Source organism: Undibacterium sp. GrIS 1.8, from assembly GCF_040544445.1.
Classification (GTDB): Bacteria; Pseudomonadota; Gammaproteobacteria; order Burkholderiales; family Burkholderiaceae_D; genus Undibacterium.
Window position 1 is genome coordinate 41,612 of record NZ_JBEONQ010000015.1, and the last position, 26,179, is coordinate 67,790.

15 protein-coding genes are annotated in these 26,179 nt (G+C 45.4%); 2 read left to right on the forward strand and 13 right to left on the reverse strand.

The genetic code is table 11. The features are described 5' to 3' along the window. Positions 1-33: 33 nt before the first annotated feature. From AAKU64_RS09180 to AAKU64_RS09230, 11 genes are all read right to left on the reverse strand, one after another. Positions 34-810, reverse strand: a complete 777-nt coding sequence (locus AAKU64_RS09180) for an MlaA family lipoprotein (protein WP_503012587.1) — start codon at positions 808-810, stop codon at positions 34-36. After that, entirely contained in the window at positions 807-1,280 is a 474-nt protein-coding gene (gene mlaD / locus AAKU64_RS09185; protein ID WP_354330638.1) for an outer membrane lipid asymmetry maintenance protein MlaD, read from the reverse strand. The genes AAKU64_RS09180 and mlaD overlap by 4 nt, the downstream gene beginning before the upstream one ends. A gap of 113 nt (positions 1,281-1,393) precedes the next feature. Then, entirely contained in the window at positions 1,394-2,161 is a 768-nt protein-coding gene (gene mlaE / locus AAKU64_RS09190) for a lipid asymmetry maintenance ABC transporter permease subunit MlaE (protein WP_354330636.1), read from the reverse strand. Then, positions 2,158-2,991 (reverse strand): ABC transporter ATP-binding protein, encoded by an 834-nt coding sequence (locus AAKU64_RS09195; protein ID WP_354330634.1) that lies wholly within the window; start codon positions 2,989-2,991, stop codon positions 2,158-2,160. The genes mlaE and AAKU64_RS09195 overlap by 4 nt, the downstream gene beginning before the upstream one ends. Before the next feature lie 317 nt (positions 2,992-3,308). After that, a complete protein-coding gene (locus tag AAKU64_RS09200; protein WP_354362037.1) occupies positions 3,309-5,027 on the reverse strand; it encodes a putative bifunctional diguanylate cyclase/phosphodiesterase in 1,719 nt (572 codons plus the stop codon). 25 nt (positions 5,028-5,052) lie between these two features. Continuing rightward, entirely contained in the window at positions 5,053-5,493 is a 441-nt protein-coding gene (locus AAKU64_RS09205; RefSeq protein ID WP_322121076.1) for a response regulator, read from the reverse strand. A gap of 10 nt (positions 5,494-5,503) precedes the next feature. After that, positions 5,504-6,814: a sensor histidine kinase gene (locus AAKU64_RS09210; protein WP_354362038.1), complete on the reverse strand. Its 1,311-nt coding sequence runs from the start codon at positions 6,812-6,814 to the stop codon at positions 5,504-5,506. A gap of 619 nt (positions 6,815-7,433) precedes the next feature. After that, positions 7,434-10,289, reverse strand: a complete 2,856-nt coding sequence (locus tag AAKU64_RS09215) for a TonB-dependent receptor domain-containing protein (RefSeq protein ID WP_354329102.1) — start codon at positions 10,287-10,289, stop codon at positions 7,434-7,436. A gap of 724 nt (positions 10,290-11,013) precedes the next feature. Beyond that, a complete protein-coding gene (locus tag AAKU64_RS09220) occupies positions 11,014-12,477 on the reverse strand; it encodes a glutamate synthase subunit beta (RefSeq protein WP_354329100.1) in 1,464 nt (487 codons plus the stop codon). Between the two features lie 127 nt (positions 12,478-12,604). Then, a complete protein-coding gene (locus AAKU64_RS09225; RefSeq protein ID WP_354329098.1) occupies positions 12,605-17,293 on the reverse strand; it encodes a glutamate synthase-related protein in 4,689 nt (1,562 codons plus the stop codon). A gap of 452 nt (positions 17,294-17,745) precedes the next feature. Further along, a complete protein-coding gene (locus AAKU64_RS09230) occupies positions 17,746-18,444 on the reverse strand; it encodes a transposase (RefSeq protein WP_354329096.1) in 699 nt (232 codons plus the stop codon). Between the two features lie 546 nt (positions 18,445-18,990). Here AAKU64_RS09230 and AAKU64_RS09235 point away from each other — a divergent pair. Beyond that, positions 18,991-21,150: a carboxy terminal-processing peptidase gene (locus tag AAKU64_RS09235; RefSeq protein WP_354329094.1), complete on the forward strand. Its 2,160-nt coding sequence runs from the start codon at positions 18,991-18,993 to the stop codon at positions 21,148-21,150. 199 nt (positions 21,151-21,349) lie between these two features. Here AAKU64_RS09235 and AAKU64_RS09240 read toward each other — a convergent pair whose 3' ends face one another. Together AAKU64_RS09240 and AAKU64_RS09245 are read right to left on the reverse strand one after the other, a co-directional pair. Next, positions 21,350-22,504 (reverse strand): glycerophosphodiester phosphodiesterase, encoded by a 1,155-nt coding sequence (locus AAKU64_RS09240; protein WP_354329092.1) that lies wholly within the window; start codon positions 22,502-22,504, stop codon positions 21,350-21,352. A 36-nt stretch (positions 22,505-22,540) separates the two neighbouring features. After that, positions 22,541-25,015, reverse strand: a complete 2,475-nt coding sequence (locus AAKU64_RS09245) for a TonB-dependent receptor (RefSeq protein WP_354329090.1) — start codon at positions 25,013-25,015, stop codon at positions 22,541-22,543. 280 nt (positions 25,016-25,295) lie between these two features. Between AAKU64_RS09245 and AAKU64_RS09250 the strand changes: the two genes are divergently transcribed. Continuing rightward, a complete protein-coding gene (locus tag AAKU64_RS09250; RefSeq protein ID WP_354329088.1) occupies positions 25,296-26,132 on the forward strand; it encodes a hypothetical protein in 837 nt (278 codons plus the stop codon). The last annotated feature ends 47 nt before the right edge of the window (positions 26,133-26,179 follow it).

Below are 26,179 nucleotides of genomic sequence, written 5' to 3' on the forward strand. Positions count from 1 at the left end.
CTTTATATTTACTTACAAAGTGACGGTTTGGATTCAATCATCCTCGGCTTTAATTTGACCAGCCCGACGCTGCAGATAAGCATCGCGTAGAAAGACATAACGATCGAGCGAAGCTTCTTCTAACAACGCGCCCGCATCCAGAACAGAAGCCCGCTTATCCACTAAACGCACGACAGTGCCAATATTGCGATCCTTAACTGGCGTAACATAAGACCAGAGGTCACCTTTGTAATCAACTGGCGTAGCTACCGCATCACGTAGAGTTGAAGGACCTAATAACGGGAGTACCAAGTAAGGACCTGATTTAACACCCCAAGTCCCCAAGGTCTGACCAAAATCTTCCCGATGTTTTTGCATTCCTGCCGCAGAACCAATATCAATAACGCCACCAAGACCAAAAGTCGTATTCACAGCAACGCGCATGACATCAGTTACACCCTCGGCTACTTTACCTTGCAGCAAGTCATTCACCGCGGTCCAGACATCGCCGATATTGCCAAAGAAGTTGCTGATACCAGTTTGTACAAAACTTGGCAAAACAGCGCGATATGCCTTCGCTGTAGGTTTTAAAACTGCCTGATCAATGGCATCGTTAAAATTGAACATCACGCGATTAAAGCCCTCCAGCGGATCACGCGGATTATCACCAATATTGGTTTTTACGCTGATCTTGGTGAGAGTCTGAGAGGTAGTATCTTTAATCTCTTTGACCGTATCTTTAAGACTATCTTTGACCGTATTTGTTGCACATCCACTGAGAATCAAGGTCAAAGCCAAGACTAATCCAGTAATTTTTATTTGGGATTTCATTTTTTTTCATCCTTACCATCTGCTGCTTTACTGAACAAGAACTGACTAATCAGATTTTCAAGTACAACAGCGGATTGAGTCATTTTAATTCTGTCACCAGCTACCAAATTATTGGTATCACCGCCTGGTTCTAGGCCTATATATTGCTCACCTAAAAGACCTGCCGTCAAAATTTTGGCTGACGTATCTTTTGGAAATTTGTATTTATTTTCGAGTTGTAAAGTTACCGTTGCCTGGTAAGTTTTATCGTCAAATGTAATATTACCTACGCGACCGATTACCACGCCAGCACTCTTGACAGCTGCGCGCGGTTTTAAGCCACCAATATTATCAAACCGAGTTACGACATCGTAAGTTTTATCAAAAGATAAGGTACTCATATTGCCTGCCTTCAATGCCAGAAACAGCAAGGCAGCCGCACCCAATAAAACAAATAAGCCAACCCAGAAATCCAATGATTTTTTTTGCATAGACACCATCCAATTCATTCAGGAACCTCGTCCACATGGAGAGTATTCTCTTTAAAACGCTCGAAGCCCTTTTGTGCTCGCACTACCAAACAATTACTTAGACTAATTAAATGCTATTGAAACATTAATGCAGTCAACAGAAAATCTAAGGCAAGCACTAATAACGAAGAAATTACTACCGTACGAGTCGTCGCACGTGCTACGCCCTCAGGTGTAGGCTTAGCCTCGTAGCCTTGAAATAAGGCAACGAAAGTGACTGCGAATCCAAATACAATACTTTTGATGACACCGTTACCAATATCCTGAAAGACATCAACACCTGCCTGCATTTGCGACCAGAAAGCACCATTATCAACACCAATCAGCTTAACGCCAACCAGATAACCACCAATGACACCCATAGCATTGAAAATTGCAGTCAGTACAGGCATCGCAATCAAACCAGCTAAAAAACGAGGTGCGAGCACGCGCTGAATTGGATTTACCGCCATCATCTCCATCGCAGCCAATTGCTCGCCGGCTTTCATCAAGCCAATTTCTGCCGTCAACGACGTACCGGCGCGACCAGCAAATAACAAAGCGGTGACGACAGGTCCAAGCTCACGCGTCAGAGATAAGGCGACTAATAATCCCAAAGCCTCTTCAGAACCATAGCGATTCAAGGTATAAAAACCTTGATAACCCAATACAAAACCAACAAACAAACCAGACACCGCGATGATTACTAAGGAATAATTACCGATAAAATGAATCTGATCTGTCACTAAACGTGGTCTGCGCCATAATCCCAATGAACTAAACAAAATCGCAAAAAAACTGCGTGCAGCGTAACCAACGTCGGCCGCAGTCTCTCGCACGGCTTGCCCAAGGCGAGTAATCATCTTGCATCCCCTTGAGCAGATTGACCCTGCGTCACCAATTTGATGCCCAGATCCTCGGCTAACGATTTGCCAGGATAATGGAAAGGCACAGGACCATCAGTTTCCGCATGTACAAATTGCTTTACATACGGATCGTTAGAAGCGCGCATTTCCTCAGGCGAACCTTGTGCAACGATTTTCCCTTGCGACAAGAAGTAGACATAGTCAGCAATAGCAAAAGATTCATGCACATCATGCGATACAAGGATGGACGTAGACCCTAATGCATCATTCAAGTTCCGTATTAAGTTTGCGGTAACCCCCATAGAAATTGGGTCTAATCCGGCAAAAGGCTCGTCATACATAATCAACTGAGGGTCTAAGGCAACGGCTCTGGCCAAGGCTACACGGCGCGCCATACCACCTGAGATTTCCGCTGGCTTGAGTTGCGCTGCGTTGCGCAAACCGACTGCTTGCAATTTCATCAGTACCAGATCATGCAGCATCGCGTCGGGCAGATCAGTATGCTCACGCAACGGAAAAGCGACGTTGTCAAATACACTTAAATCTGTGAACAAGGCACCGTGCTGGAATAACATACCCATTTTGCGACGCAAAACATATAGATCTTTCGTGTTCAGAGTGTGAACATTTTGCCCATCCACCGTGACCGATCCTTGTTGCGGCAACAATTGGCCACCAATCAGACGCAAAATGGTTGTCTTGCCAGAGCCCGACCCGCCCATTACTGCGATTACTTTACGACGTGGAAAATCCATCTGGAGACCCGATAAAATCGAGCGATCTCCATAGCCAAAGTGTAAATCACGAATTTCGACGAGATTAGTCACAAATGAGTTTTAGTTTGCAAAGTCGAGATTGTAATGCAGAACTAGAAATTAGGCATGAATGCAATTACTTGCTAATAAAATATTAAAATAAACAATCTCTCAAAGAAACTTATTTTTATAAAATATTCATACTATTTATTAATGGAATACAAACTTATATTTATTTTTCTATGTTAGTAGAGGCAATAAATAAATGAATCTATAGTCAGCAATATAAATAAATCTGAAATAGTCTTTGTATTTTGTCTATAAAATACAGCATTGATGGCGGCATCGTACTGAATTTAAGATATTAGTATGGCAACTACAGTACATCCTTATAATAAAAATGCTACTTCAAACTCGTTTGCCGGTATTGGCCGCGAATAATAGTATCCCTGCAGTAAGTCGCAACCATATCGAATACAAAAAGCTGCTTGCTCTTTAGTCTCGACTCCTTCAGCGACAACTTTCATCTCCAAAGCTTTGGCAAACGCAATAATCGCCATCAACAGACGCTCACTCTTCGTACTATCCCCAATTGTAGAAATAAAGCCTTTATCAATTTTCAAAACGGTAACGGGGAATAACTTCAAATGATCCAGCGAAGAATAACCGGTTCCAAAATCATCCAGAGAGAAATGAATACCTTGCTCCGCAATAGCAGACAGTACCGCGACGGATGAACTGGGATCTCTGATTAAAGCACTTTCAGTAATTTCCAATTCTAAATTCCCAGCGTCCAAGCCAGATTCGGCAAGCACATCAAATACAAGTTTCGCCAGTCCAATCTGCTTAATCTGTATTGCCGACAAATTAACAGCAACCACTAAGTTACTACACTTAGCTGGAAATCGCTGTTGCCACTCTTTAAGCTGCTGGCAAGACTGCCGCAAAACCCAGTTGCCGATATCGACAATCAAACCGGTCTCTTCTGCGACTGACATAAACGCAATCGGTGATAACAAACCAAAACGCGGATGCTGCCAGCGTACCAATGCCTCCATCCCACCCAATGATCCATCAACAGAATTAATTTGTGCTTGATAGAAGACAAGAAATTCCTCCCTATCCAAGGCTTTATACAGGTCGTTTTTCATCAAACTACGAAACTCGACTGTCTCTTGCAATGATGCCGAATAGAATCGACTTTGATTGCGTCCATCTTGTTTAGCCTGATACATCGCCACATCGGCAAATTTGAGCAAATCATCGCCATTATTTGTCGATACATCGAGTAAAGCAATACCGATACTCGTCGTAATAATCTGCTCAGTCACTCCCGTTGATATCGGACATTGCAGCATTACTACAATACGATCGGCGAGCAACGCTGGCTGATCTTCATGCTCAAAATTGGTCATCAACACGACGAACTCATCGCCTCCCAGTCGACACAAAATATCACTGTCCCTAACGACAGTTCCCAATCGTCGCGCAATTTCGATCAATAATCTGTCGCCAGCTTCGTGCCCCAATGTGTCATTCACACTTTTGAAATCATCCAGGTCGAGTAACAGTACTGCCAGATTACTCTTACTTCTCCGTACCCTAGCTACTGCGGTTTCGAGCGCCAATTCAAATCCCCGTCGATTGATCAGGCCGGTGAGCTGATCATGTTCTGATAACTGCCGTAATTGCTCACGACTTTCTTTCAACTCATTTTCGATAACATAGCGCTGCCTCGCTTGTCGTACTGATCGGATCAAACCTCTGCCTGTAACCTCAGTCTTTAGTAAAAAATCCTGCGCTCCTAACTGCAAACAACGTTCAGCGATAAGTTCGTCATCCACCCCACTGAGCATCAGGATGACGACACTCTCAAACGGCCCATTTCTCAGTAGCCGAAGAACCTCAATCCCGTCCTGATCAGGTAAGCGATAGTCTAGCAAAATCGCGTCAAAGTGCTGCTCTGAAGCAAATGCTAAACCGCTCTGCGCGTTCGTTGCCTCAACGATCTCACAGACAACGGCGCTCTGACGCAAAGATCGCATCACGGATTGACGATCAAGTGCATCGTCATCAATTAACAATAAGCGAAGCGAAGAATTATTCATCGTTGGACCTGTTGTTTTGTTTGTCTCACTCCATAACCGGTAGTTCGACCACCCGCCAGAAATGATCGATCATCTCCATCACCCGCAAGAAACCATCGCCGACCTGACTTTTGACGATATAACCTGCAACATGCTTTTGGTAGGCCGCAACCTTATCCTCATCCGTCTTTGATGTGGTCAAAACAAATACGACCGCACTGGAAAGGGATGGATCATTGCGCAGTACCTCCAACATCTCCAGACCGTTCATTCTGGGCATATTGAGATCCAGCATAATCAAATACGGCTGACGAACGGCATTCGGCATTCGTAATAATTCGAGCGCTTCAATGCCATCTCTTGCACGTACTACCGGATTGATAATTTTTAACTTTTTAAGGGCGCGCTCAACACCCATGACGTCGACATCATCATCGTCAACCAGCATGATTGTGACGTCTTTATAACGCTTAGCTTTGTCTGGCATGGCGACCTCATTAAGTAATATTGACAGGCCATAGAAAACGGAATGTGCATCCAGTCTGCCCGTCAGAAACCAGCTGTACCGTACCACCGACAGATTCAACCGCTTTCTTTACCAGCGCCAGACCGATACCACTACCTTCAACTTCGTCGCGTGGCTTAAGAGTCTGAAACATGCCAAATACGCGTTGCTGATGCTCGGGCGCAATACCTGGGCCATCATCTTTGACGGTGAACTCTATGTAATGAGCGATACCTTTGTTTGCGTCATTGTTTGCGTCGTTGTTTAGGCGATTGTTTGCTTCATTATTTACACTCACGGCAATAATCTTTGCTCCGACAAAAATACGCCCATCCGGCTTGTTGTGATGTTTTATCGCATTACTGATTAGATTACGGAGCACCAAATTCAAAGGGACTTTTCGTGTTTGGACAGTAGGTAAATCGTCTGCGGCCTCCAATCGAATTGCCCCACTAGTTTTGAGTAATTCAAAAATATCGCTTACCAATACGCGGGTATCGACTGTCACGATTTCATCATCTGCCCGCCCGACGCGCGCATAAGCAAGTAAATCATCCAGCAACATCTCCATGCGCTGAATACGGCTTCTGATTAAATATAAATGCCGTTGTGTGTCTGGATTGAGCGTATCGGCTAAATCCTCAGAAATCCAGTTAGCCAGCTGATCTATGCCTCTTAACGGCGACTTCAGGTCATGTGAGGCGACATAGGTAAAATTATTTAACTCTTGATTGATGACGGTGACTTCTTGTATTTTTTTCTCAAGATTTTGTTGCGTCAGGAGAAGCATCTCATTTGTTTCAGTTAATTTCTGGGTACGCGCGATGACTTGCGCATCCAGCTCTTTGTTGAGTTGAGTCAGATTTCTCTCGGCCAGACCTCTGCGAGCTACTTCTGACTCTAGCTTTTTAATCGTTTCGTTGAGTAAAGTAGTGCTAGGAATTTTGAGTGCGGTTGGCATTAAGCGCCATAGCATCACTGCAGTCACCACCGACAACACAGCGGTAAATCCTTTGACCGAGGCATCAAGCCAATAAGCCGGCTCCCATATCGTTAAAATGGAAATCAAATGAGTCGTTCCGCAGGCAAAGATAAATGCGGAAAACATAATGAAGATCCAGTTAAATTCCAGATCATGCCGTCTGCGAACAAAAAAGATCAGTGCAAGGGGGATGGAGTAGTAAGAAATCCCAGTCAGCGTATCGGACGCGACGTAGAGCCAAAGCAAGGATGGCGTCCATAAATAACAATGACCGTGCGGCATAAACTCGCTAGTGATAATCCAACTTAGTAGTGAATCCATATCGCACACCTTTCTTGGTGTATAGGACAAACACAAAGCTCAAATTAATACTGTCATGAGTATATTTAATTTGTCCATATAATCATTGGACATTAAGGCATATTTCAAAAAAATAAAGGGGGAGTATATTGAATCTTTATCAATAATCTCAAAATCACGAACACTGGCAAGCTTGCTTAGCTATCGAAAAGTACTGTTTTTTTTAAATAAAACAGATGCATTACCGATGGGAAAAATCTATGAATCCAATGTAGCGCAGTACCGCTATATTTGCAAATATGTCTATTATTTTTTATTATTACCAACACGACATCTGTGTCTGCGTTGATACAGTTAGCTTATGAATCTCAATCAAGAGGGATTAATGGGAATTAACGTGGCAATAACGACTCCCGCATCAAAGTACTATCAACTTCGGTTGCGCCATAACAGACTTCACGGGTCGGCCATACTACCCATCGATTAGGCGCACCGCATGTCACTTACAATTCTATAAAGTGATCACTATGTAGTGAAAATCTGGTTTTAATCCATTAAGAAAAAAGGGAGAGAAGGCAAAAGCCCTCCCTCCCTTGTATCACTTATCCTGAAGCAGGATAGTGATCAAATGACTTACAACTTAGAACGTATAAGCTGCGCCAATGTTGAATGCACGACCAATTGCGCCTGCTTGATGCAAGGTTGCATTGTAGCCGAGTACATTACCAGCGTTACCGTATGTTGATGCATCGATAGGTGGTTGACGATCAAACATGTTCAACACTGTACCGTGTACTGTCCAGTTCTTGGTCAACTTATAAGTTGCTGTCATGTTAGTAGACAAGAACGATGCAATCGTACAGAAGCTATCTGGCTGAGTTTTTCCGAAGAAATAGTTACGGCCACCGACATCACGTGCAGCAGTTGCACAGCTGTTGCCATCGACTGATGGGTCGAGTGCTGAGAAACTACCTACCCAGTTAAGAGCAGTCGTCACGTTCAAAGGACCCTTGTCGTAACTGACAGTCAACTGTGCGCGGTTTTTAGGATTACCAGTATTACCACTGACACCTGATGGACCATGAGTACCTGCAAGTTCATACGTCTTATCAAGGAATGTCAGTTGATAGCTGAACATATGGGAGAACTGCAAACCGACCTTTACATCACCGTACGAATCAAGTTTAAATTTATATGATGTATCCAGATCGATGCCAGTTGTCTTAGTGCTACCAACGTTAACATAACCAGATGTTGCATAAGCAATCTGACCGACAGGAGGTACTGCAAGAACAGTTCCGCCATTACCATCAGCAATCGCTGTTTCCAATGGTGTTGAGCGAACGAAATTAGGAACGAAACCTGGTAACAAGGACGCTGTGTTGACTTGGTTCTTAATTTCAACCTGGTAGTAATCGATCGTCGTTGCCCAGCCTTTAATTGGCTCGATAATCAGACCAAACGTTGCTGAAGTCGATTTCTCAGGTTGCAGATCTTTGGTCGTGGTTTGTACATAAGCGGGTTGTACGCCGCAAGCTGCAACAACGTTACCTTTAGTCTTTGGATTTCCATCAGCACACAAAATTGGGTCATTAACCGCACCGGATGAGAAGAATGCTCCAGCAGTACCATTCTCTGCCGCATTAGGAGCGCGGAATCCTTGCGAATATGTACCACGCACAGTGATCATTTGATGAGGCGTAAATTTGAAGCCCACTTTTGGCGTTGATGAATTACCGTAAGTATCAAAATGATCGAAACGACCTGATACATCTAGTTCCAGATTTTTCAGGACTGGCGCAACTAATTCGAAAAATGCGGCGGTGTTATTTTCTTTACCAAAAGAGTACGCTCCACCGTTACCAACAGTTCCGTTTTGCAACAGCAGCGCGGATGGTGAATCAATTTTCTTATGCACAAAACTCAGACCAGTAGACAATCCCAACGCTCCGCCTGGCAACGCCATCAATTCGCGACCAAAACGCAATTCAGCAAAGGCCAACTCGGAGGTAGCTTCTTTAGAAAAATGCGGTGAAATTGCAGCAATATCTTCGGCAGTGTTACCACCAGTAATCTTGAAAGGGTTAGTTGCACGTGTCAGCGCAGCATAAAGTGCTGCACGATTAATATAACCAGAGTAGTCAGTATCAGAAACTACTTTTGAGTAACCTAAAGACGCGTTAACATCCCATCCAGCGAGGGAACCAGACAAATCACTAGCCAGACGATACGATTTAGTTTTTGTATCTGCAGAGGCATTTGAATCAACGTCTGGGATATAACCATAAATTCGAACGGCTTTGCCATAAGGATTGCCAGGGTAGTTAGCAGGCACCAAGAAACTTGGGATTACGTTAACAATTTGCGGCGCCTGACCCGGTACCAGCGTTGTGCTACCAGCAAATGAACCCGCTGGAAAAGTAGCAGGTAAGCCGCGATTGTTTTTGTTTTCGCTGCTGAACATTGATGCTTTGAGTTTCAATTCCCAATCGCCAGCTAATTTTTTAGTGAAGCCAGCCAACAAATTGAGATTTTCAGTTTCACTTAAAATATTTGAGGACGTATTGCTTACAGCGCAAGCGCCTGCGCTGTATTTAGCAAAATCACAAGCGGGTGTCGCAAAGCTAAAATTAGCTGGGTTAGTTGCACCACCAGTACCGGTCTGGTTATAGAAATATGGTGTATTGGTTGCAGTACGGCCAGCATTGGCAGCATTAGGTACGCCTGGATTCTGATTGATACCGCCACGTGAGGTCCAGTCACCATTTGCCCACAAATTGTTTGAGCGCTGGGAAACCTTAATTGGATCAGATTTGCGATATTCAACGCTACCAAAAGCATTGTAGCCATCTGTGTCAAGATCACCGAAACCATGAGACAAAGTCAGGTGGGTATTTTGACCGCCGCCATGCTGTGTAGCACCGGCTTCAGCACTAACAGCAGTACCTTTGTAAGATTTTTTCAAAATAACGTTGACCACGCCTGCGATCGCGTCTGAACCGTACATGGAGGAAGCACCATCTTTAAGTACCTCAATACGATCAACCATATCAAACGGGATGCTTGAAATATCGACGAATTGACGCTGCGCATCGTCGCCAACTGGGAACGGCGCCATACGGTGACCATCGATCAAGACCAAGGTTGCACCTACAGACAAACCGCGCAATGCAATACCACTGGCGCCACCGGCAAATGCGCCTGCGAAGCCTTGTGACAATGCACCTGCGCCATTAGATGTAATGTTATTGAGTACTTCTTGAACTGTCGTAAAACCTGATTTCGCCAAATCGTCTGAACTCAAAACCTGCACAGGACTCGGTGTTTCTTTGTTCGCGCGGCTAATCGCGGAACCTGTAATCGTAATACGCTGTGGCGCATCTGCTGAGGCCGTTGTTTCTTGCGCCATCGCTACTGAAGCGGTCATAGCGGATAGTGCACCACTAGCGATCACATGGGCGATTACCATCGGCATTAATTTCAATTGAAACTTCATAGTCTTCCCTTTTACATTAGTTACATTTAAAAGTGCGTTACTGTGGCGTCGTATTAAATCTTGCGGCCAAAACGACACCGAACCTGATACAACTTGAAACATCTTGAAACAACATGAAATCAAATTCCAGTTCTCGATGAAAACATTTTTACATATTCCATGTCAACAAATCAGTATTAGAAAAACCTGAAAACAACAAAACAAAGCATTAGAGTATCGATTTAACTTGCAATTAAGCAATGTATCTATCACTCCATTTTCATTGCTGGTTTTACGAAAATTCACTTGGCCTAAACTAGAAATAAGATGCAATTTCTGGCTGTACCGCCTAATGAAAACTTGCGTAAATTTATGCTTAATGCGGCTACTAACATTGATCACATTGCAAAATCATGTAAATCAAATGTAACGAAAGCGAAATAAGATAATTTTTGTATCAAGATAAAAAGCCTTGGCAAGACTTTTATAAACGAGAAGTAAGAGATGTAATGGATATGAAGAGCAGACGTATTTGATTGCAGACTATTTTATAGTCGATGCATTAACGTCAAATCGTTGACTAATACACAAAAACTGTCATTGGCGCCGTTTAGCCGGGACGGTTTTAATACTTTTCAAAAACAAGGTAACCCCCAAACAGTCACGATGGATATCGAACTTTTGGGGTGCTTGTAAATCGTTAACTTTAGGAATTACTACTAAATTGCCATTAAGTTACTACCAATTAACGCGGCAATACCGACTCCCCCATCAAAGCGGCATCCACTTCCCGAGCGCATTGACGGCCTTCACGGATCGCCCATACCACCAGCGATTGCCCGCGACGCATATCCCCTGCGGCGTAGACTTTGTCCACGTTAGTCTTGTAGCAATCAACACCGTCGGTCGTTGCTCTGGCATTGCCGCGGGCATCTTTTTCTACGCCGAAAGCGTCCAGCACTTGCTGTACCGGTGAAACAAAACCCATTGCGAGCAGCACTAGATCTGCCTTCATTTCAAACTCAGAATCGGGTACTTCTTGCATCTTGCCGTCTTTCCACTCCACACGGACAGCAATCAGCTTTTCTACTTTGCCGTTTTTTCCTTCTAAACGTTTAGTCGCGACCGCCCAATCACGTTCGCAACCTTCTTCGTGCGAAGAAGATGTGCGCATTTTGATCGGCCAATAAGGCCAGACCAGCGGCTTGTTCTCTGTTTCTGGTGGTTGCGGCATCAGTTCAAACTGGGTAACAGACTTAGCACCATGACGGTTAGAAGTACCGACGCAGTCTGAGCCGGTATCGCCACCACCAATGACAACCACATGCTTGGCGCTTGCCATGATCTGATCTTTGACCTTATCACCCGCGTTCACTTTATTTTGTGAAGGCAAGAAATCCATCGCAAAATGCACACCCTTTAACTCGCGGCCAGGCACCGGCAAATCGCGTGGTGTCTCAGCACCACCCGCGATGATGACTGCATCAAACTCTTTTTGTAGCTGCTCTGGTGAGACTGTTTCTTTCGACCAGTTGGTGACTGTTGAAGGAAAATCTTTACCAACCAAAGTGCTGGTACGGAACACCACACCCTCTGCCTGCATCTGTTCTACACGACGGTCAATATGCGTCTTTTCCATTTTAAAATCAGGAATACCATAGCGCAGCAGACCACCAATACGATCATTTTTTTCAAATACGGTCACATCATGCCCGACCCGTGCAAGTTGCTGCGCTGCAGCCAGACCGGCAGGACCGGAGCCGACGATCGCCACTTTCTTTCCAGTTTTAATCGCTGCGGGTTGTGGTTTGACCCAACCGTTTTCCCAGCCCTTGTCGATGATGAAATGCTCGATCGATTTAATTCCAACTGGCGCATCATTGATGCCCAAGGTGCATGCAGTTTCGCAGGGCGCGGGACAAATCCGACCCGTAAATTCCGGAAAATTATTAGTGGAATGCAGTGTCTCTAGGGCCTGCTGATAATTTCCGGTATAGACCAGATCATTCCAGTCTGGAATGATGTTATTCACTGGACACCCGTTATTACAAAAAGGGATGCCACAATCCATGCAACGAGCGCCCTGGATTTTTGCCTGATCATCGCTCAGATGAACTAAAAATTCTTTGTAGTGCTTTTTACGTGATTGCGGTGCTTCGCTCGCTTCTTGTAAGCGCTGGTATTCCATGAAGCCGGTTACTTTACCCATGTCTATTCCTTCAATTCTGATGTGGGCGATGCCCTGTCCAACTTATCAATAATGCTCTTGTCTGCGCTGAAAGATCGGCACGGGAGTGCATGAAAGTGATCCCGTGCGCTCGGTACACGCGGTACGATTAAGCAGCGATCGTGTCTTTTGCTTTAAGCGCCTGTTTTGCAACATACATTTCAGCCAAAGCGCGTTTATATTCTGTTGGGAATACTTTGACGAATTTAGAGCGACCACGCGCCCAGTCATCCAGCAAATTACGCGCCCGTGTACTGCCTGTATGTTTGAAGTGGCGCTCTATCATATGACGCAAAATCGCCTCATCTGTTTCGCCTTCACCACCGCGCAAACGGCTATGCCAGAGCGATGGATCAACCGTCGCTGCCTGCACATCGCCCGCCAAAACTGGTGCTAGTGCGACCATTGATAGATTACATCTGGCTTCAAATTCGCCATCAGGATCATAGACATAGGCAATACCGCCCGACATACCGGCAGCAAAATTACGTCCCGTGTCACCCAGCACAATCACGGTGCCGCCAGTCATATATTCGCATCCATGATCACCAGTACCTTCAACTACGGCCAACGCACCAGAGTTACGTACCGCAAAACGCTCGCCTGCGACGCCATTGATAAACGCCTCACCAGAAATAGCACCATATAAAACGGTGTTGCCGCAGATGATGTTATCTACCGCCCAGCCTCGGAACTCGGTATTAGGCCGAATAATGATACGTCCGCCGGACAAACCTTTGCCGACATAATCATTACCTTCGCCGACCAGATCCAGTGTCACGCCATGTGCCAAAAACGCACCGGCTGATTGACCGGCTGTGCCTTGCAATTGAATATGGATCGTATCGTCCGGCAATCCTGCATGACCATATTTTTTAGCGACTTCTCCGGACAACATGGTACCGACGGTACGGTTTAAATTTTTGATCGGTGAAATGAAAGAGACTTTTTCACCAGTATCTAAAGCTGTTTTCGCTTGCGCAATAAGCTTGTTATCGAGCGCGTTTTCTAAGCCATGATCTTGTACATCAACATGCTTGATCGGCGTATCTACAGGCACATCCGGTTGATAGAAAATACGACTGAAATCCAATCCCTTCGCTTTCCAGTGTCCAATCGCTTTTGACTTATCCAGCAAATCAACGCGGCCAATCAACTCGTCATAAGTACGGATGCCCAACTGCGCCATGATCTGACGTACTTCTTCTGCAACGAAGAAGAAGTAGTTGACGACATATTCCGGCTTGCCGGAAAACTTAGCGCGCAAAATCGGATCTTGTGTTGCAACACCAACAGGGCAGGTGTTCAAATGACATTTGCGCATCATGATGCAGCCTTCGACTACCAGTGGTGCAGTCGCAAAACCGATTTCATCCGCACCCAACATTGCGGCAATTACCACGTCACGCCCCGTCTTCATCTGACCATCTGCCTGTACACGCACACGGCCGCGCAAGCCATTCAGGACCAGAGTTTGCTGAGTTTCGGAAAGACCTAACTCCCATGGTGTACCAGCATGTTTAACGGACGACAAAGGTGATGCGCCGGTTCCGCCATCATGTCCCGCAATCACCAGATGATCGGCCTTGGCTTTAGAGACACCCGCGGCAACAGTACCAACGCCGACTTCGGATACCAATTTCACAGATATTGAGGCTTTAGGATTCGCGTTTTTTAAATCATGAATCAGCTGCGCCAGATCTTCAATCGAGTAAATATCATGATGCGGCGGCGGGGAAATCAGGCCGACACCCGGCACAGAAAAACGCAGTTTTGCGATATATTCCGATACCTTATGCCCAGGTAATTGACCACCCTCACCCGGCTTGGCGCCTTGTGCCATCTTGATCTGAATCTGATCAGCAGAAATCAGGTATTCCGTCGTCACACCAAATCGACCTGATGCCACCTGCTTGATGCGGGAGCGTAAAGAGTCTCCTGGCAACAAGGGCATATCAACTTCGATATTGGCTTTACCAACAATCGATGCCAAGGTGTCGCCTTGCTTGATCGGTATCCCTTTTAATTCTTGCTGATAACGCGCAGGATCTTCCCCTCCTTCGCCTGTGTTCGACTTTCCGCCAATACGATTCATCGCAATTGCTAAGGTTGCGTGGGCTTCTGTACTGATAGAACCCAGAGACATGGCGCCAGTCGCAAAGCGTTTGACAATTTCTTTGGCTGGCTCTACCTGATCCAGCGGGATCGCTTTAGCAGGATCAATTTTGAACTCAAACAAACCACGTAAGGTCATGTGACGCTTAGATTGGTCGTTGATGATCTGAGCGTATTCTTTGTAGGAATTATAGTTATTAGTCCGGGTTGAATGCTGTAATTTAGCAATCGCGTCCGGCGTCCACATATGGTCTTCACCGCGAATACGGAAGGCGTATTCGCCGCCTGCATCCAAAGCATTTGCCAATACCGGATCATTACCAAACGCCAGACTGTGCAGACGTAATGCTTCTTCAGCGACTTCAAATACGCCGATCCCTTCCACATTGGAGGCAGTGCCTTTGAAGTATTTGTCGACCAATGATTTATTCAAGCCTATCGCTTCAAAAATCTGTGCGCCGCAATACGACATATAGGTAGAAATACCCATCTTGGACATGACTTTCATCAAGCCTTTGCCGATTGCCTTGGTGTAGTTGTACATCGCTTTTTCTGCGGACAAATCACCTGGCAAATCTTTTGCCATTGCCGCAAGTGTTTGCATTGCCAAATACGGATGCACTGCTTCTGCGCCATAACCTGCCAGTAAGGCGAAGTGATGTGTCTCGCGAGCAGAACCAGTTTCAACCACCAAGCCAGTGATGGTGCGCATACCGCGACTGACCAGATGCTGATGCACGGTCGAAGTTGCTAACAGCGCAGGAATAGCGACGTTGTTCGCATCCATCTTGCGGTCGGTGATGATCATAATGTTATGACCGGATTTGACCGCATCGACGACTTCGGCACAAATCGATGCCAGACGTGCTTCGATCCCGTCTTTACCCCATGCGACCGGATAGCAGATATCTAGTTCATAGGACTTGAATTTGCCACCGGTGTTGGCGCTAATATTACGCAGCTTGGCAATATCGGCAAAATCCAGCACTGGCTGCGATACCTCCAAACGCATCGGAGGATTGATGTTGTTGGTGTCCAGCAGGTTAGGTTTAGGGCCGATAAACGATACCAGCGACATGACCATCGCTTCACGAATCGGATCGATAGGTGGATTGGTGACTTGCGCGAATAACTGCTTAAAGTAGTTATACAAAGGCTTCAATTTATTTGACATCACCGCCAGCGATGAGTCATTGCCCATGGAGCCAATCGCTTCTTCAGCACTGGTTGCCATTGGCGCCATCAAGAATTTTAAATCTTCTTGTGTATAGCCAAATGCCTGCTGCTGATCAAGCAAAGTCGCGCTGGATGGCTCTACTGCTTGCTCCGCTTTTAGTGCGTTGAGTTTGATACGCACAGACTGAATCCATTGCTTGTATGGCTTGGCATTGGAGTAGGTATCTTTGATTTCTTTGTCGTCGATGATGCGGCCAGCATCCAGATCGATCAAAAACATTTTGCCCGGTTGCAGGCGCCATTTTTTGATGATTTTAGATTCAGGAATCGGCAATACGCCGGATTCCGACGCCATTACTACCAGATCATCATCCGTCACGATGTAGCGCGCCGGGCGCAAACCGTTGCGGTCCAAGGTGCCACCAATCTGGCGGCCATCGGTAAATGCCATCGCAGCGGGACCATCCCATGGCTCCATCATCGCAGCGTGGTATTCGTAGAATGCGCGGCGATTGTCGTCCATCATGGTGTGATTTTCCCAAGCTTCAGGGATCATCATCATCATTGCCTGGGCGATCGGGTAGCCAGCCATGACTAAGAGTTCCAGCGCGTTATCGAAGCTGGCAGTGTCGGATTGACCTTCAAAAATCAGCGGATACAATTTTTGTAAATCATCGCCTAGTACTGCGGATTTCATCACGCCTTCGCGTGCGCGCATCCAGTTGAAATTACCTTTGACCGTGTTGATCTCACCATTATGCGCAATCATGCGGTACGGGTGAGCCAATGGCCACTCTGGAAATGTATTGGTTGAGAAACGCTGATGCACCAGCGCCAATGCAGAAACGCAGCGCGGATCTTGCAAGTCTTTGTAGTAGACACCGACCTGATCGGCCAGCAACAAACCCTTGTAGACGATGGTGCGCGCCGACATCGACGGCACAAAATATTCTTTGCCGTGCAGCAGCTTCAACGCTTCGATCGCGTGTACTGCCGACTTGCGGATGACGTATAACTTACGTTCCAGCGCATCGGTCACCATGATATCTGCACCACGACCGATAAAAATCTGGCGTATCACAGGTTCTTTTTCGCGGACTAATGGCGACATCGGCATGTCTGTATCGACCGGCACATCGCGCCAGCCCAGAACAACCTGGCCTTCGGCTCGCACGGCGCGCTCAATCTCTTGCTGGCATGCCAGACGTGAGGCGTGTTCTTTCGGTAAAAAGATCATACCGACGCCATATTCACCCGGCGGCGGCAAGTCTATGCCCTGCTTGCTCATTTCTTCGCGGAAGTATTGATCAGGAATTTGGATCAGCACACCGGCGCCGTCACCCATCAGTTTATCGGCACCGACTGCGCCACGATGGTCCAGATTTTTAAGAATCAGCAAACCTTGCTCCACAATTGCGTGGGATTTTTTGCCTTTGATGTGTGCCACAAAGCCTACACCGCAGGCGTCATGTTCATTTGCTGGGTCGTACAGGCCTTGCGCTTGCATCATAATTCTCCACTTAAAATTAAGGTTGAATCGTAGAGTAGTGCAGCGCAACAGAAACATCAATAACAATATTTAGGGTCAGTGTCAAAATAAATTAAAATTAAATCCGATAAATTTTAATTGGGGACATAGTTAAATAAGCGCCATTTTACGGTTCTCATAAACAGATGGAATTCGATTTAAAGAATGCGTTTGCTGGCACGAATAAGTCGAGAGACAACATTCGCCCACGAGTGAGCTAGATTTCAGACGATAAAATACGGGCGAATTCTAAGCTTATAGAAATACCTATTAAAATTACTCCCCATATGTATATATTAGTTGTCCATAGAATCATTGGACAATACGCCATTTTTCACAGAATTATGGGGGAGTATATTGATATGAATGGGAAAAAGGCATTAAGTAGAGAGAAAATTTAAACTCGGTTAGTTGACAAATTAGCTGCCACCTTAGATGCCAAACAGCGCTTTTCGGGGTCGCCCACGCTTCATCGGCTCCACCCGGCGCTCGGTGAATTTTGTCATGTCCGCTTTAAATTGTTCAGTGCCGATTAGCCAGCCTTTGAGTGTTGCATCCATCATTGAATTCAATTCTGAACTCAACAAAGGCTGCTGCATCATGTCCCGATACGCGGCTTCGCGTTGAAACGGCGTATTCCCCAAACTCCAATACAAAGGATGATCGGTAATTAAGGGATCAATTTTCAAACCAATATGGTGCTGGAAGCTAGACCAAGGATATTCCTGCGCATCGGCCACCAATTTGCTACGAACTGGATTACTTTCTATAGACAAAGAGCAGCGCAAAAAATACAAGGCCGCCTCCATCACCGTCGCCCGATACCGCCCTTGCCACAAACTGCCGGTGCGCTCATATTTGCGATTGTAATAAGGGACATAGTGACGACCGATCCACTGCATCATCTTACCCAAACCCACTTCATCAGCAGGCGTAACGAGCAAGTGGACATGATCTGGCAATAAAACATAAGCATGGATGGCAACTTCAAACTGTTTGGCAGCCTCGCCTAACCAAGCCAGAAAAGCGACGTAATCAGCCGACTCACGAAAAATCGCCTGATGATTATTCCCATGCTGAATAACATGATGCAATTGTCGCGGAATAACGAGGCGGCTAAGTCTGGCCATAGATAGAAGTCGCTAAAAATAAGATTGAATAAGATTGTTGGACAAACAAGCATTGCATTGTAAATCAAGCGACCAGGCACAAAGTAATATAGCGACGATATCCAGCAGTGATTAACCGTGTTCAGCCTCAACCAGACTGATGCAAATACAAGAAAATATCTCGCCGGTTAAATACGGAAAAGGCGAAGGAAAATTTTCATCCATGTATTCTCTGTACCGGGACATCTCTTAGGCCATTGTATTTTTGTTTTGTGTAAGTCTTAATAAATCGGCAGATTCAGAGGACGGATAATTCACGATAAAATAAACAATGGTAATCTGAGACCGATTGATGCGAACTATTTAGTTCTTTTTTAGTCGAAATAAGCAGATGTCGCCGTACGGACAAATACAGAATAACAATCAGACAGCGCGTACATTTTGTTACATCATATAGTGTGGTTATCGTGGCGCATGCGCTATATTTTCTGCACTAAAAATTCAGAGTTAATTTTCAAAGCTAATTTTTAAAGCTAAATTTCAGAGCGACGATTTGGAGAACCCCACATGAAGAAAAAACTATTGTGCTTAATGCTTGCCTTTGCAGCATCAACGCAAGCCGATACCTTAGATCCTTCTTCAACCCAACTGCTAATGCCATTGCCACAGCAAGCGCAGGCAGCTAGTTTAAGTGCTGGTTTTTTAACCCGCTTCCACTACAAAGCGACGCCCTTGGATGATGCGATGTCGATCAAAATTTTTGATCGCTATCTAAAGTCACTCGATCCCGAAAAATTATTTTTTACTCAAGCAGATATCAATCAATTTGCTGCTGCACGCACGCAATTAGACGATGCAATCAAACAGGAAAACTTGAATATTCCTTTTGCGATTTTTAATTTGTATGAAAAGCGTTTAGTTGATCGTCTTACTTACGCACGCGAAATTTTGAAAAAAGGTTTTGATTTTACTCAGAATGAAAGCTACTCCTACGCTCGTGAAAAAGCTGCATGGCCGCAATCTGAAACTGAAGTAAGTGATCTGTGGCGCAAACGTGTAAAGAATGACTGGCTGCGTTTAAAACTTGCAGGTAAGGACGATGCAGCTATTCGCGATACCTTAGAAAAACGCTACACCAGCTCATTAGCACGTGTAAAAAAATATAAGAGCGAAGATGCGTTCCAGATTTTTATGGATGCCTATGCAATGTCGATCGAGCCGCATACCAATTACCTTGGGCCACGTGCGTCAGAAGATTTTGATATTTCGATGAAACTGTCGCTGGTTGGCATTGGTGCAGTATTACAAGAACGTGATGACTATACAACCGTGCGTGAACTGGTTGTGGGCGGCCCGGCAGCGATGTCTAATCGTCTAAAAGTAGGCGACAGAATTGTCGGGGTAGGTCAAGGTAAAACTGGTCCGATTACAGAAGTCGTGGGCTGGCGTATTGATGATGTCGTCAAGCTGATACGTGGTGCAAAAGACTCTATCGTCGTGTTAGATATTCTCCCTGCCGATGCCAGCCTTGATGCCAAACATCAGATGGTGACCTTGGTACGCGACAAAATAAAACTGGAAGAACAGGCTGCCAAAAAATCGATTATTCCTATTCAAAGCGGCGGTGTTACCCGACAAATTGGGGTAATCTCCTTACCGACTTTCTATCAGGATTTTGATGCTCGCATCAAAGGCGATAAAGATTTCAAAAGTGCCACACGCGATGTATCTCTTTTGTTAGAAGAACTAAAAAAAGCCAAGGTCGATAGCGTATTAATCGATTTGCGTAACAACGGCGGTGGCTCTTTAGCAGAAGCGATTGAACTCACAGGCCTATTCATTGATAAAGGCCCAGTGGTGCAGCAACGGAACGCACAAGGCAAAATCAGCGTAGAAAGTGACACCAACGCCGGCCTTACCTGGGACGGCCCTCTGGGCGTGTTGATTAATCGTGGCTCAGCATCAGCATCGGAAATTTTTGCTGCCGCAATTCAGGACTATGGCCGTGGCGTGATTATTGGTGAAGGTAGTTTTGGTAAAGGTACCGTGCAAACCATCGTCAATCTGGATCAGGCAACGCAAAATCCTAAAGCGAAATTTGGCGAACTCAAAATGACAATTGCTCAATTCTTCCGTATCAACGGAGGGACAACACAATTGCGTGGTGTGACACCAGATATCAGCTTCCCTAGCGGAACAGATACAGAGAGCTTCGGTGAGTCTAGCTATGACAATGCACTACCTTGGACGCAAATCAAACCTGCTGATTACAAGCCAACCGGTGATCTGACTGATCTGTTACCAATGCTGGAAGTGCGTCATGAATCACGTATTGCAAAGGACAAGGATTTCCAGTATCTGCAAGAGGATATCGCTGAAGTCCAGGCACTACGTAAGAAAAAAACGATCTCTTTGAATGAAGTAGAACGCCGTAAAGAGAAAGAAACTTTAGAGGCAAAAATCAAATCACGAGAAAGTAACGACGGCACAGATAAAAAAACTGCCGGCAAAACTAAATCGCAATTAGACGACGGTCTGCAAGCAAACGAACGTAATCTCGCTGCTGATATTGCGGCAGAAAAAGAGCAAAAAAATGCTAAAGATGTATTACTCAACGAAGCCGTCCATATTTTGAGTGACGAAGTTGATTTACTAAAAACCAATGCCAAATTAGCGGCACGGGTATTACCAGCCAATACACTTAATACCAACCAAAAGCATGATTGATTAATTTACGACGAGGATTTTTATAAAATAGCAGGTGATGTTTTTGTAAAAGCCGCAATTGAGATCGACATCTGAATTGTATTTAAATAAAAAGTCCCGCAAGATAAATTATCTTGCGGGACTTTTTTGTATCACTCTTAAATAACGAACTTATCAAATACGAATTTATCAAATCAAACCGAGTATAGATCGACTGACATCAAGGCCCTACCGCCAAACGACCTAGTGCAGCGTCATCCGTAAAAAATCCATCAATCCCTGCTGCAATATAACGTTTCATCTCAGCGACAGAACCTAGTTCATTACGAGCATTCTCGCCGTTAGCATTGCGAAAATCAGCCGCGAGAAAGCGATTCTCGGGACGGAAAGTCCAGACATGCACCACCAACCCTGCAGCATGCGCGTCTGCGACAAATGAAGTTGACGTACCAAGTCGTCCGTCCGCTAATAAGGGAATAATCGCACGCGTTGGTGGCGCGACCACATCAGCATACAGCGCGATTGCACGCATACCTTCAGCCGTAGTCATCTTGCCAAATGTCAGATCACCGCCAGCGGCAACTACATCACTAGGACGATAATTGCCCTCGGCGACTAACTGCATCAGACGGATATTTTCACGCTTAGCGGGCGCGCCTAACTTGTTACGCAAGTATTTGAGATTAGCAATTTCAAAAGATTGAATCTCCAGCGGACAGTGCTTGGTGTACTCATGTGCATCGATTATTTTTAAAAACCGGTCTTCCAGAGGCAAGCCGATTTTTGCAAAATAGGTGGAGCTTTTTAATTCCGGTACCAGACCAATGACACGCCCGCTGGTAGCGGATTGGGCAGCAACAAAATCAATAATTTCTTCCCATGTAGGTATCTGGAACATACCGTCATACAAGGTATTCGCAGGTCGTACTTTTGGCAAACGTTCAACTGCACGCAAGGTTTTTAATTCGTCCAGGCTGAAGTCTTCTACAAACCAACCAGTGTGAATTTGACTATCAATTGTTTTGGTTGTGCGTCTGCTGGCAAACTCTGGGTGTTTAGCGACGTCGGTCGTCTCAGTCAAATCTGCCTCATGCCGCGCTACCAAAACACCATCCTTGGTGATGACCAGATCAGGCTCAATATAGTCTGCCCCATCAGCAATCGCTCTGGCATAAGACGCTAAGGTATGCTCTGGTCGCAATGCGCTGGCGCCACGATGCGCGAATACCTCAACTCTCTTAGTCGCCGCATAAGTGGGTTGAACTAATTGAGCCGATTGAGCTAGGGCAGGAAGCATTGGTATCAAACCTATCAAACTAATTGCGGCGACGCGACCCAGCGTTGTTTTGACAAAATTTCTACGATTGAATGTCATGTAAATCGTCCTCAAAAATTCAATATGAATTAGAAATTAAAAATTAGTACCGAGCGTCACAAAGAACTGACGCGGTGCAATCGGGAAGGTGTTGTAAGTGCCTGATGCAGCACCAACCACTACCACAGACGCGCCGGTTTGCTGGTTCAGATTAGTAATATTCAACCTGACTTTGGTATTTTTTAGAAAAGCATTATCAAGCATCGGTAGTTTGGCACTTAAGGCTAAGCTAGCCATAAAATAACCAGGCACGGATAAATCATTGGTATATGTAGCGTAACGTTTGCCTATGTATTCACCGATCAGCTGCACCTCAAAATCACCTTCAGTCGCCGTAGCGACAAACTTGTTCATCCAGTCAGGGCTGCCAGGTACTTTTTTTCCGGATGTCGCCACTATCGCGGCACCATTATTGTAGTTATCCGAATACACCGAACGGTTATAGGACAAGGCATTGTAAAAAGAAAAATTACGTCCAAAATGCAAAGTCCCTGCTATATCAATACCGGTAGTTTGTACGCTACCGACGTTCGCCAAAATTGGATTGCCACCGATAATAGAAGAGATCACTGGCGTCGGGCTAATTTGCAATAAGCGATTACTAAAATCAACGTAATACAAATTGACCTGACCATCGATTTTATTCAACGCACCCAAATTCAGATCACGACTGCTGCGCATACCGACCTCATATGTGACTGAAGTTTCTGGCTTTGCGGTACTCTTAAAAAGATCAAATCCTGATTGACTAGCCAGACTCCAAGGTGATGCGCCACCGCCACCATAAGTCACAAACTGTCTTAAATTTTGCTGGATATTAGCGAATAACTGATCACGTGAGGATAAGTCCCAGCGCACACCAATTTGCGGCAAAAACCATTTACGGGTAATGATCTCACCTTCTGGTAATGCCTTGGAGCCGCCTGAAATTGCACCAATTGCTGGTTGTACCGGGAACGTACCTTTTGCAAACTGCAGGCTCGACTTAAACCCTACCTGTACCGTCAAATCTGGCTGCACACTCCACTCATCTTGCAAATGTAGCTGTACAACATTGTTATCGATCTCGCTACCATATTGTGTAATCAGAGGATTGCTTGGTCTATCGTAAGGCGAGCTTGGATTGTTCACATCTAGGGCGTACCAACGACGGAATGCTGACGATTTATTGTGCTCCCACCAGCCACCTACTTCGATCTGATGATTACCCCATTCTTTACGCAAATTAGAGATCAGACCGCCGCGATCAATTTTGTATTCGGTAGTACGGGTTGCATAGCCAGAATTACCAAAGATTTGCTTCAGATCTTGATTCGGGAAATACACACTAAACAGCGCTGGCAAACCCGCTGCGCCTATCGGACCTGCGACTACACCAGCACCATCGTCCTTATGAAAATACACCTGATTTGACCACTTGGTAGTTTCATTTAAATTGGCGTCATATTTTGCGTAGGCCAAATAATCAGTCCGTTGTGCATCGCTGTAGTAGTTACGGTAATTAGACCCGTCTGCCGCCGGCGTTGCACCGGTAGGCGATAAGTATTTGAGTGCTGTTGCAAAGTCAGGATATAAGAAAGGACGAGTGTAAGGTGCACTGGTTTCGCCAGCGACATGCACTGTGCTATCTTCGTTTGGCTCAGTCTTATCGTTGTAATTAAAATAGAGCGTTAGCTTGCCGGGTGCAGTGTCATGAACGAATTTTGCGTTCAACTGATTACCGCCCTGCTTGCCGTTAAAATCCCATGCCTTTGCATCCTGACGCATCAAAGCGATATACGCAGAATTGCCATTACCAAACAAGCCTGTATCAAAACGGGCAAAGGTACGGGATGTGCTATAGCTACCAAAAGTTTGCTCTAAGCTGGTACGACGCTGTGCCAAGGGATCGCTAGAAAACGTCTCTATCGTTCCACCTAAGTTACTGGTTGATGCAGTGGCCAGATCACCTGCGCCAGAAGATAAAATAACATTACGGACGTTCTCGCTAATTACTGCACGCTGTGGCGAAAGACCATTGTAGTTACCATATTGCTGATCGCCTAAAGGTACGCCATCCATGGTGTAACCAAGCTGCTGGCCACTAAAGCCGTGGATAAACAGCGTTAAATTTTGTTCGTTATTGCCCCAAGGGTCGGCAGTTTGAAAATTCACACCCGGCAGCGTTTGCAATGCTTTTACAGGATTAGTACCTGCCAATATTTTTTGAATTTCCAGACCACGTACCGATACAGAGGAGCGAGTCGTCTGAGATGAAATCACCACGGTCTGCGCACCGGTGGTCGCGGAGTCTGCTACGGAACTTGCGCTATCAGAGGCATTAGCTGAATCGATTACTATATTTTTTTGTGCTTCATCCATCGCTACCGCTTTGCTCTGCGCCATTGCCGGCTGAGCAAATGCTAAGGCGAAAAATGCATAGCTAAGGGAGGCCGCAAGTATTTTGCGTGAGCCTAACTGATTTGAGCTGAAGTTTTTCTTGCGCGCTGTTTTCGTAGAATTAATTTTCATATTAAAGCCCATGGTGACACTATGATGTCGACCATAATCGGACACCACACTGCGATCGTTGAAAAAGAAATAAATAAAGCAATCGCGGTGCAGATTACGTTTTGTTTATTACGACTTGATGAATTAGGAGTTAGACTTTATCGACGTGCCATGTAAAGTCAGGGTGTGTTGTATTTTTTTTACTGCGCTATTCGTTTTTTACGAATTATTTTTCACACGAATTACTTTTTTGTTCAAATAAAATTTTTGTTATTGTCTCTCAATATTTTCTGGATTCGTCATGTCTCTCTCATCTGCCGTAGTAAGTAATATAGCCCCAGAGCTGATTTTGCAAGCAGCGACGATCTTGGTAACACGCCGTCAGTCAGGCGTACAAGGTGAGCGCTTGCCGCCTAGTTTTCACCAGATGAACAGTGCGGCAGGATTGGCAATTCAGGCTGCGGTGTCGGCTCAAATGGGTGACCATACTGGTGCTTGGAAATGTGGAATAGCTGCTGATGATCGCGTGGTTCGCGTCATATTAGCGCCGATTTATAGCAAAACTATTTATAGCGATCCTATCGCTGCATGCCCGGTCTGGTCACGTGCAGGGCATGTAAAAATTGAGCCTGAACTTGCTTTTATTCTAGGTTGTGATTTGCCTGCGCGCGATACACCTTATGAGGCTGCAGAGGTCGATGCGGCGATCATTCGTACCCACATCGCATTGGAGTTGATTGATAGCCGTTATACCAATCCTGACGAAGTCAGTTTTGTAGAAAACTTGGCGGATGGTTTGCTGAATCAAGGTTTATTCCTTGGCCCTGAAGTCGATAGTGCCAAAGCAAAAATCACTACGGATATGGCGATTAAAGTCAGTAGCAGGTTGCAGCAAGACAAAAATTTGATGCCGCTAGTACAGTTTGAAGGACGCCACCCGAATACCCATCCGCGCGCGCCCTTGTATTGGCTGGCAGAATATTTACGCAGCCAAGGGCAAGGTCTGCAAGCAGGTCAGGCAATTATCACCGGGTCTTACGCAGGGAGTTTTGAAGTGGCGCTGGATCAGGATATCTTTATTCAGTTTGGCGATCTGGGCGAGTTAAACGTTAACTTTAGTCGCCATGAAATTTTATAGGCGTTTGTCTGAATTAGCGCTTGTCTGAATTAGCTTTAGTAGGAGCT

Bases quoted from the DNA above. Each gene is read 5' to 3' on its own strand.
- AAKU64_RS09240 (WP_354329092.1), bottom strand. From the start codon at position 22,504: ATGACATTCAATCGTAGAAATTTTGTCAAAACAACGCTGGGTCGCGTC.
- mlaE (WP_354330636.1), bottom strand. From the start codon at position 2,161: ATGATTACTCGCCTTGGGCAAGCCGTGCGAGAGACTGCGGCCGACGTT.
- AAKU64_RS09225 (WP_354329098.1), bottom strand. From the start codon at position 17,293: ATGCAAGCGCAAGGCCTGTACGACCCAGCAAATGAACATGACGCCTGC.
- mlaD (WP_354330638.1), bottom strand. From the start codon at position 1,280: ATGCAAAAAAAATCATTGGATTTCTGGGTTGGCTTATTTGTTTTATTG.
- AAKU64_RS09200 (WP_354362037.1), bottom strand. From the start codon at position 5,027: ATGAATAATTCTTCGCTTCGCTTATTGTTAATTGATGACGATGCACTT.
- AAKU64_RS09245 (WP_354329090.1), bottom strand. From the start codon at position 25,015: ATGAAAATTAATTCTACGAAAACAGCGCGCAAGAAAAACTTCAGCTCA.
- AAKU64_RS09215 (WP_354329102.1), bottom strand. From the start codon at position 10,289: ATGAAGTTTCAATTGAAATTAATGCCGATGGTAATCGCCCATGTGATC.
- AAKU64_RS09220 (WP_354329100.1), bottom strand. From the start codon at position 12,477: ATGGGTAAAGTAACCGGCTTCATGGAATACCAGCGCTTACAAGAAGCG.
- AAKU64_RS09205 (WP_322121076.1), bottom strand. From the start codon at position 5,493: ATGCCAGACAAAGCTAAGCGTTATAAAGACGTCACAATCATGCTGGTT.
- AAKU64_RS09180 (WP_503012587.1), bottom strand. From the start codon at position 810: ATGAAATCCCAAATAAAAATTACTGGATTAGTCTTGGCTTTGACCTTG.
- AAKU64_RS09235 (WP_354329094.1), top strand. From the start codon at position 18,991: ATGAAGAAAAAACTATTGTGCTTAATGCTTGCCTTTGCAGCATCAACG.
- AAKU64_RS09250 (WP_354329088.1), top strand. From the start codon at position 25,296: ATGTCTCTCTCATCTGCCGTAGTAAGTAATATAGCCCCAGAGCTGATT.
- AAKU64_RS09210 (WP_354362038.1), bottom strand. From the start codon at position 6,814: ATGGATTCACTACTAAGTTGGATTATCACTAGCGAGTTTATGCCGCAC.
- AAKU64_RS09230 (WP_354329096.1), bottom strand. From the start codon at position 18,444: ATGGCCAGACTTAGCCGCCTCGTTATTCCGCGACAATTGCATCATGTT.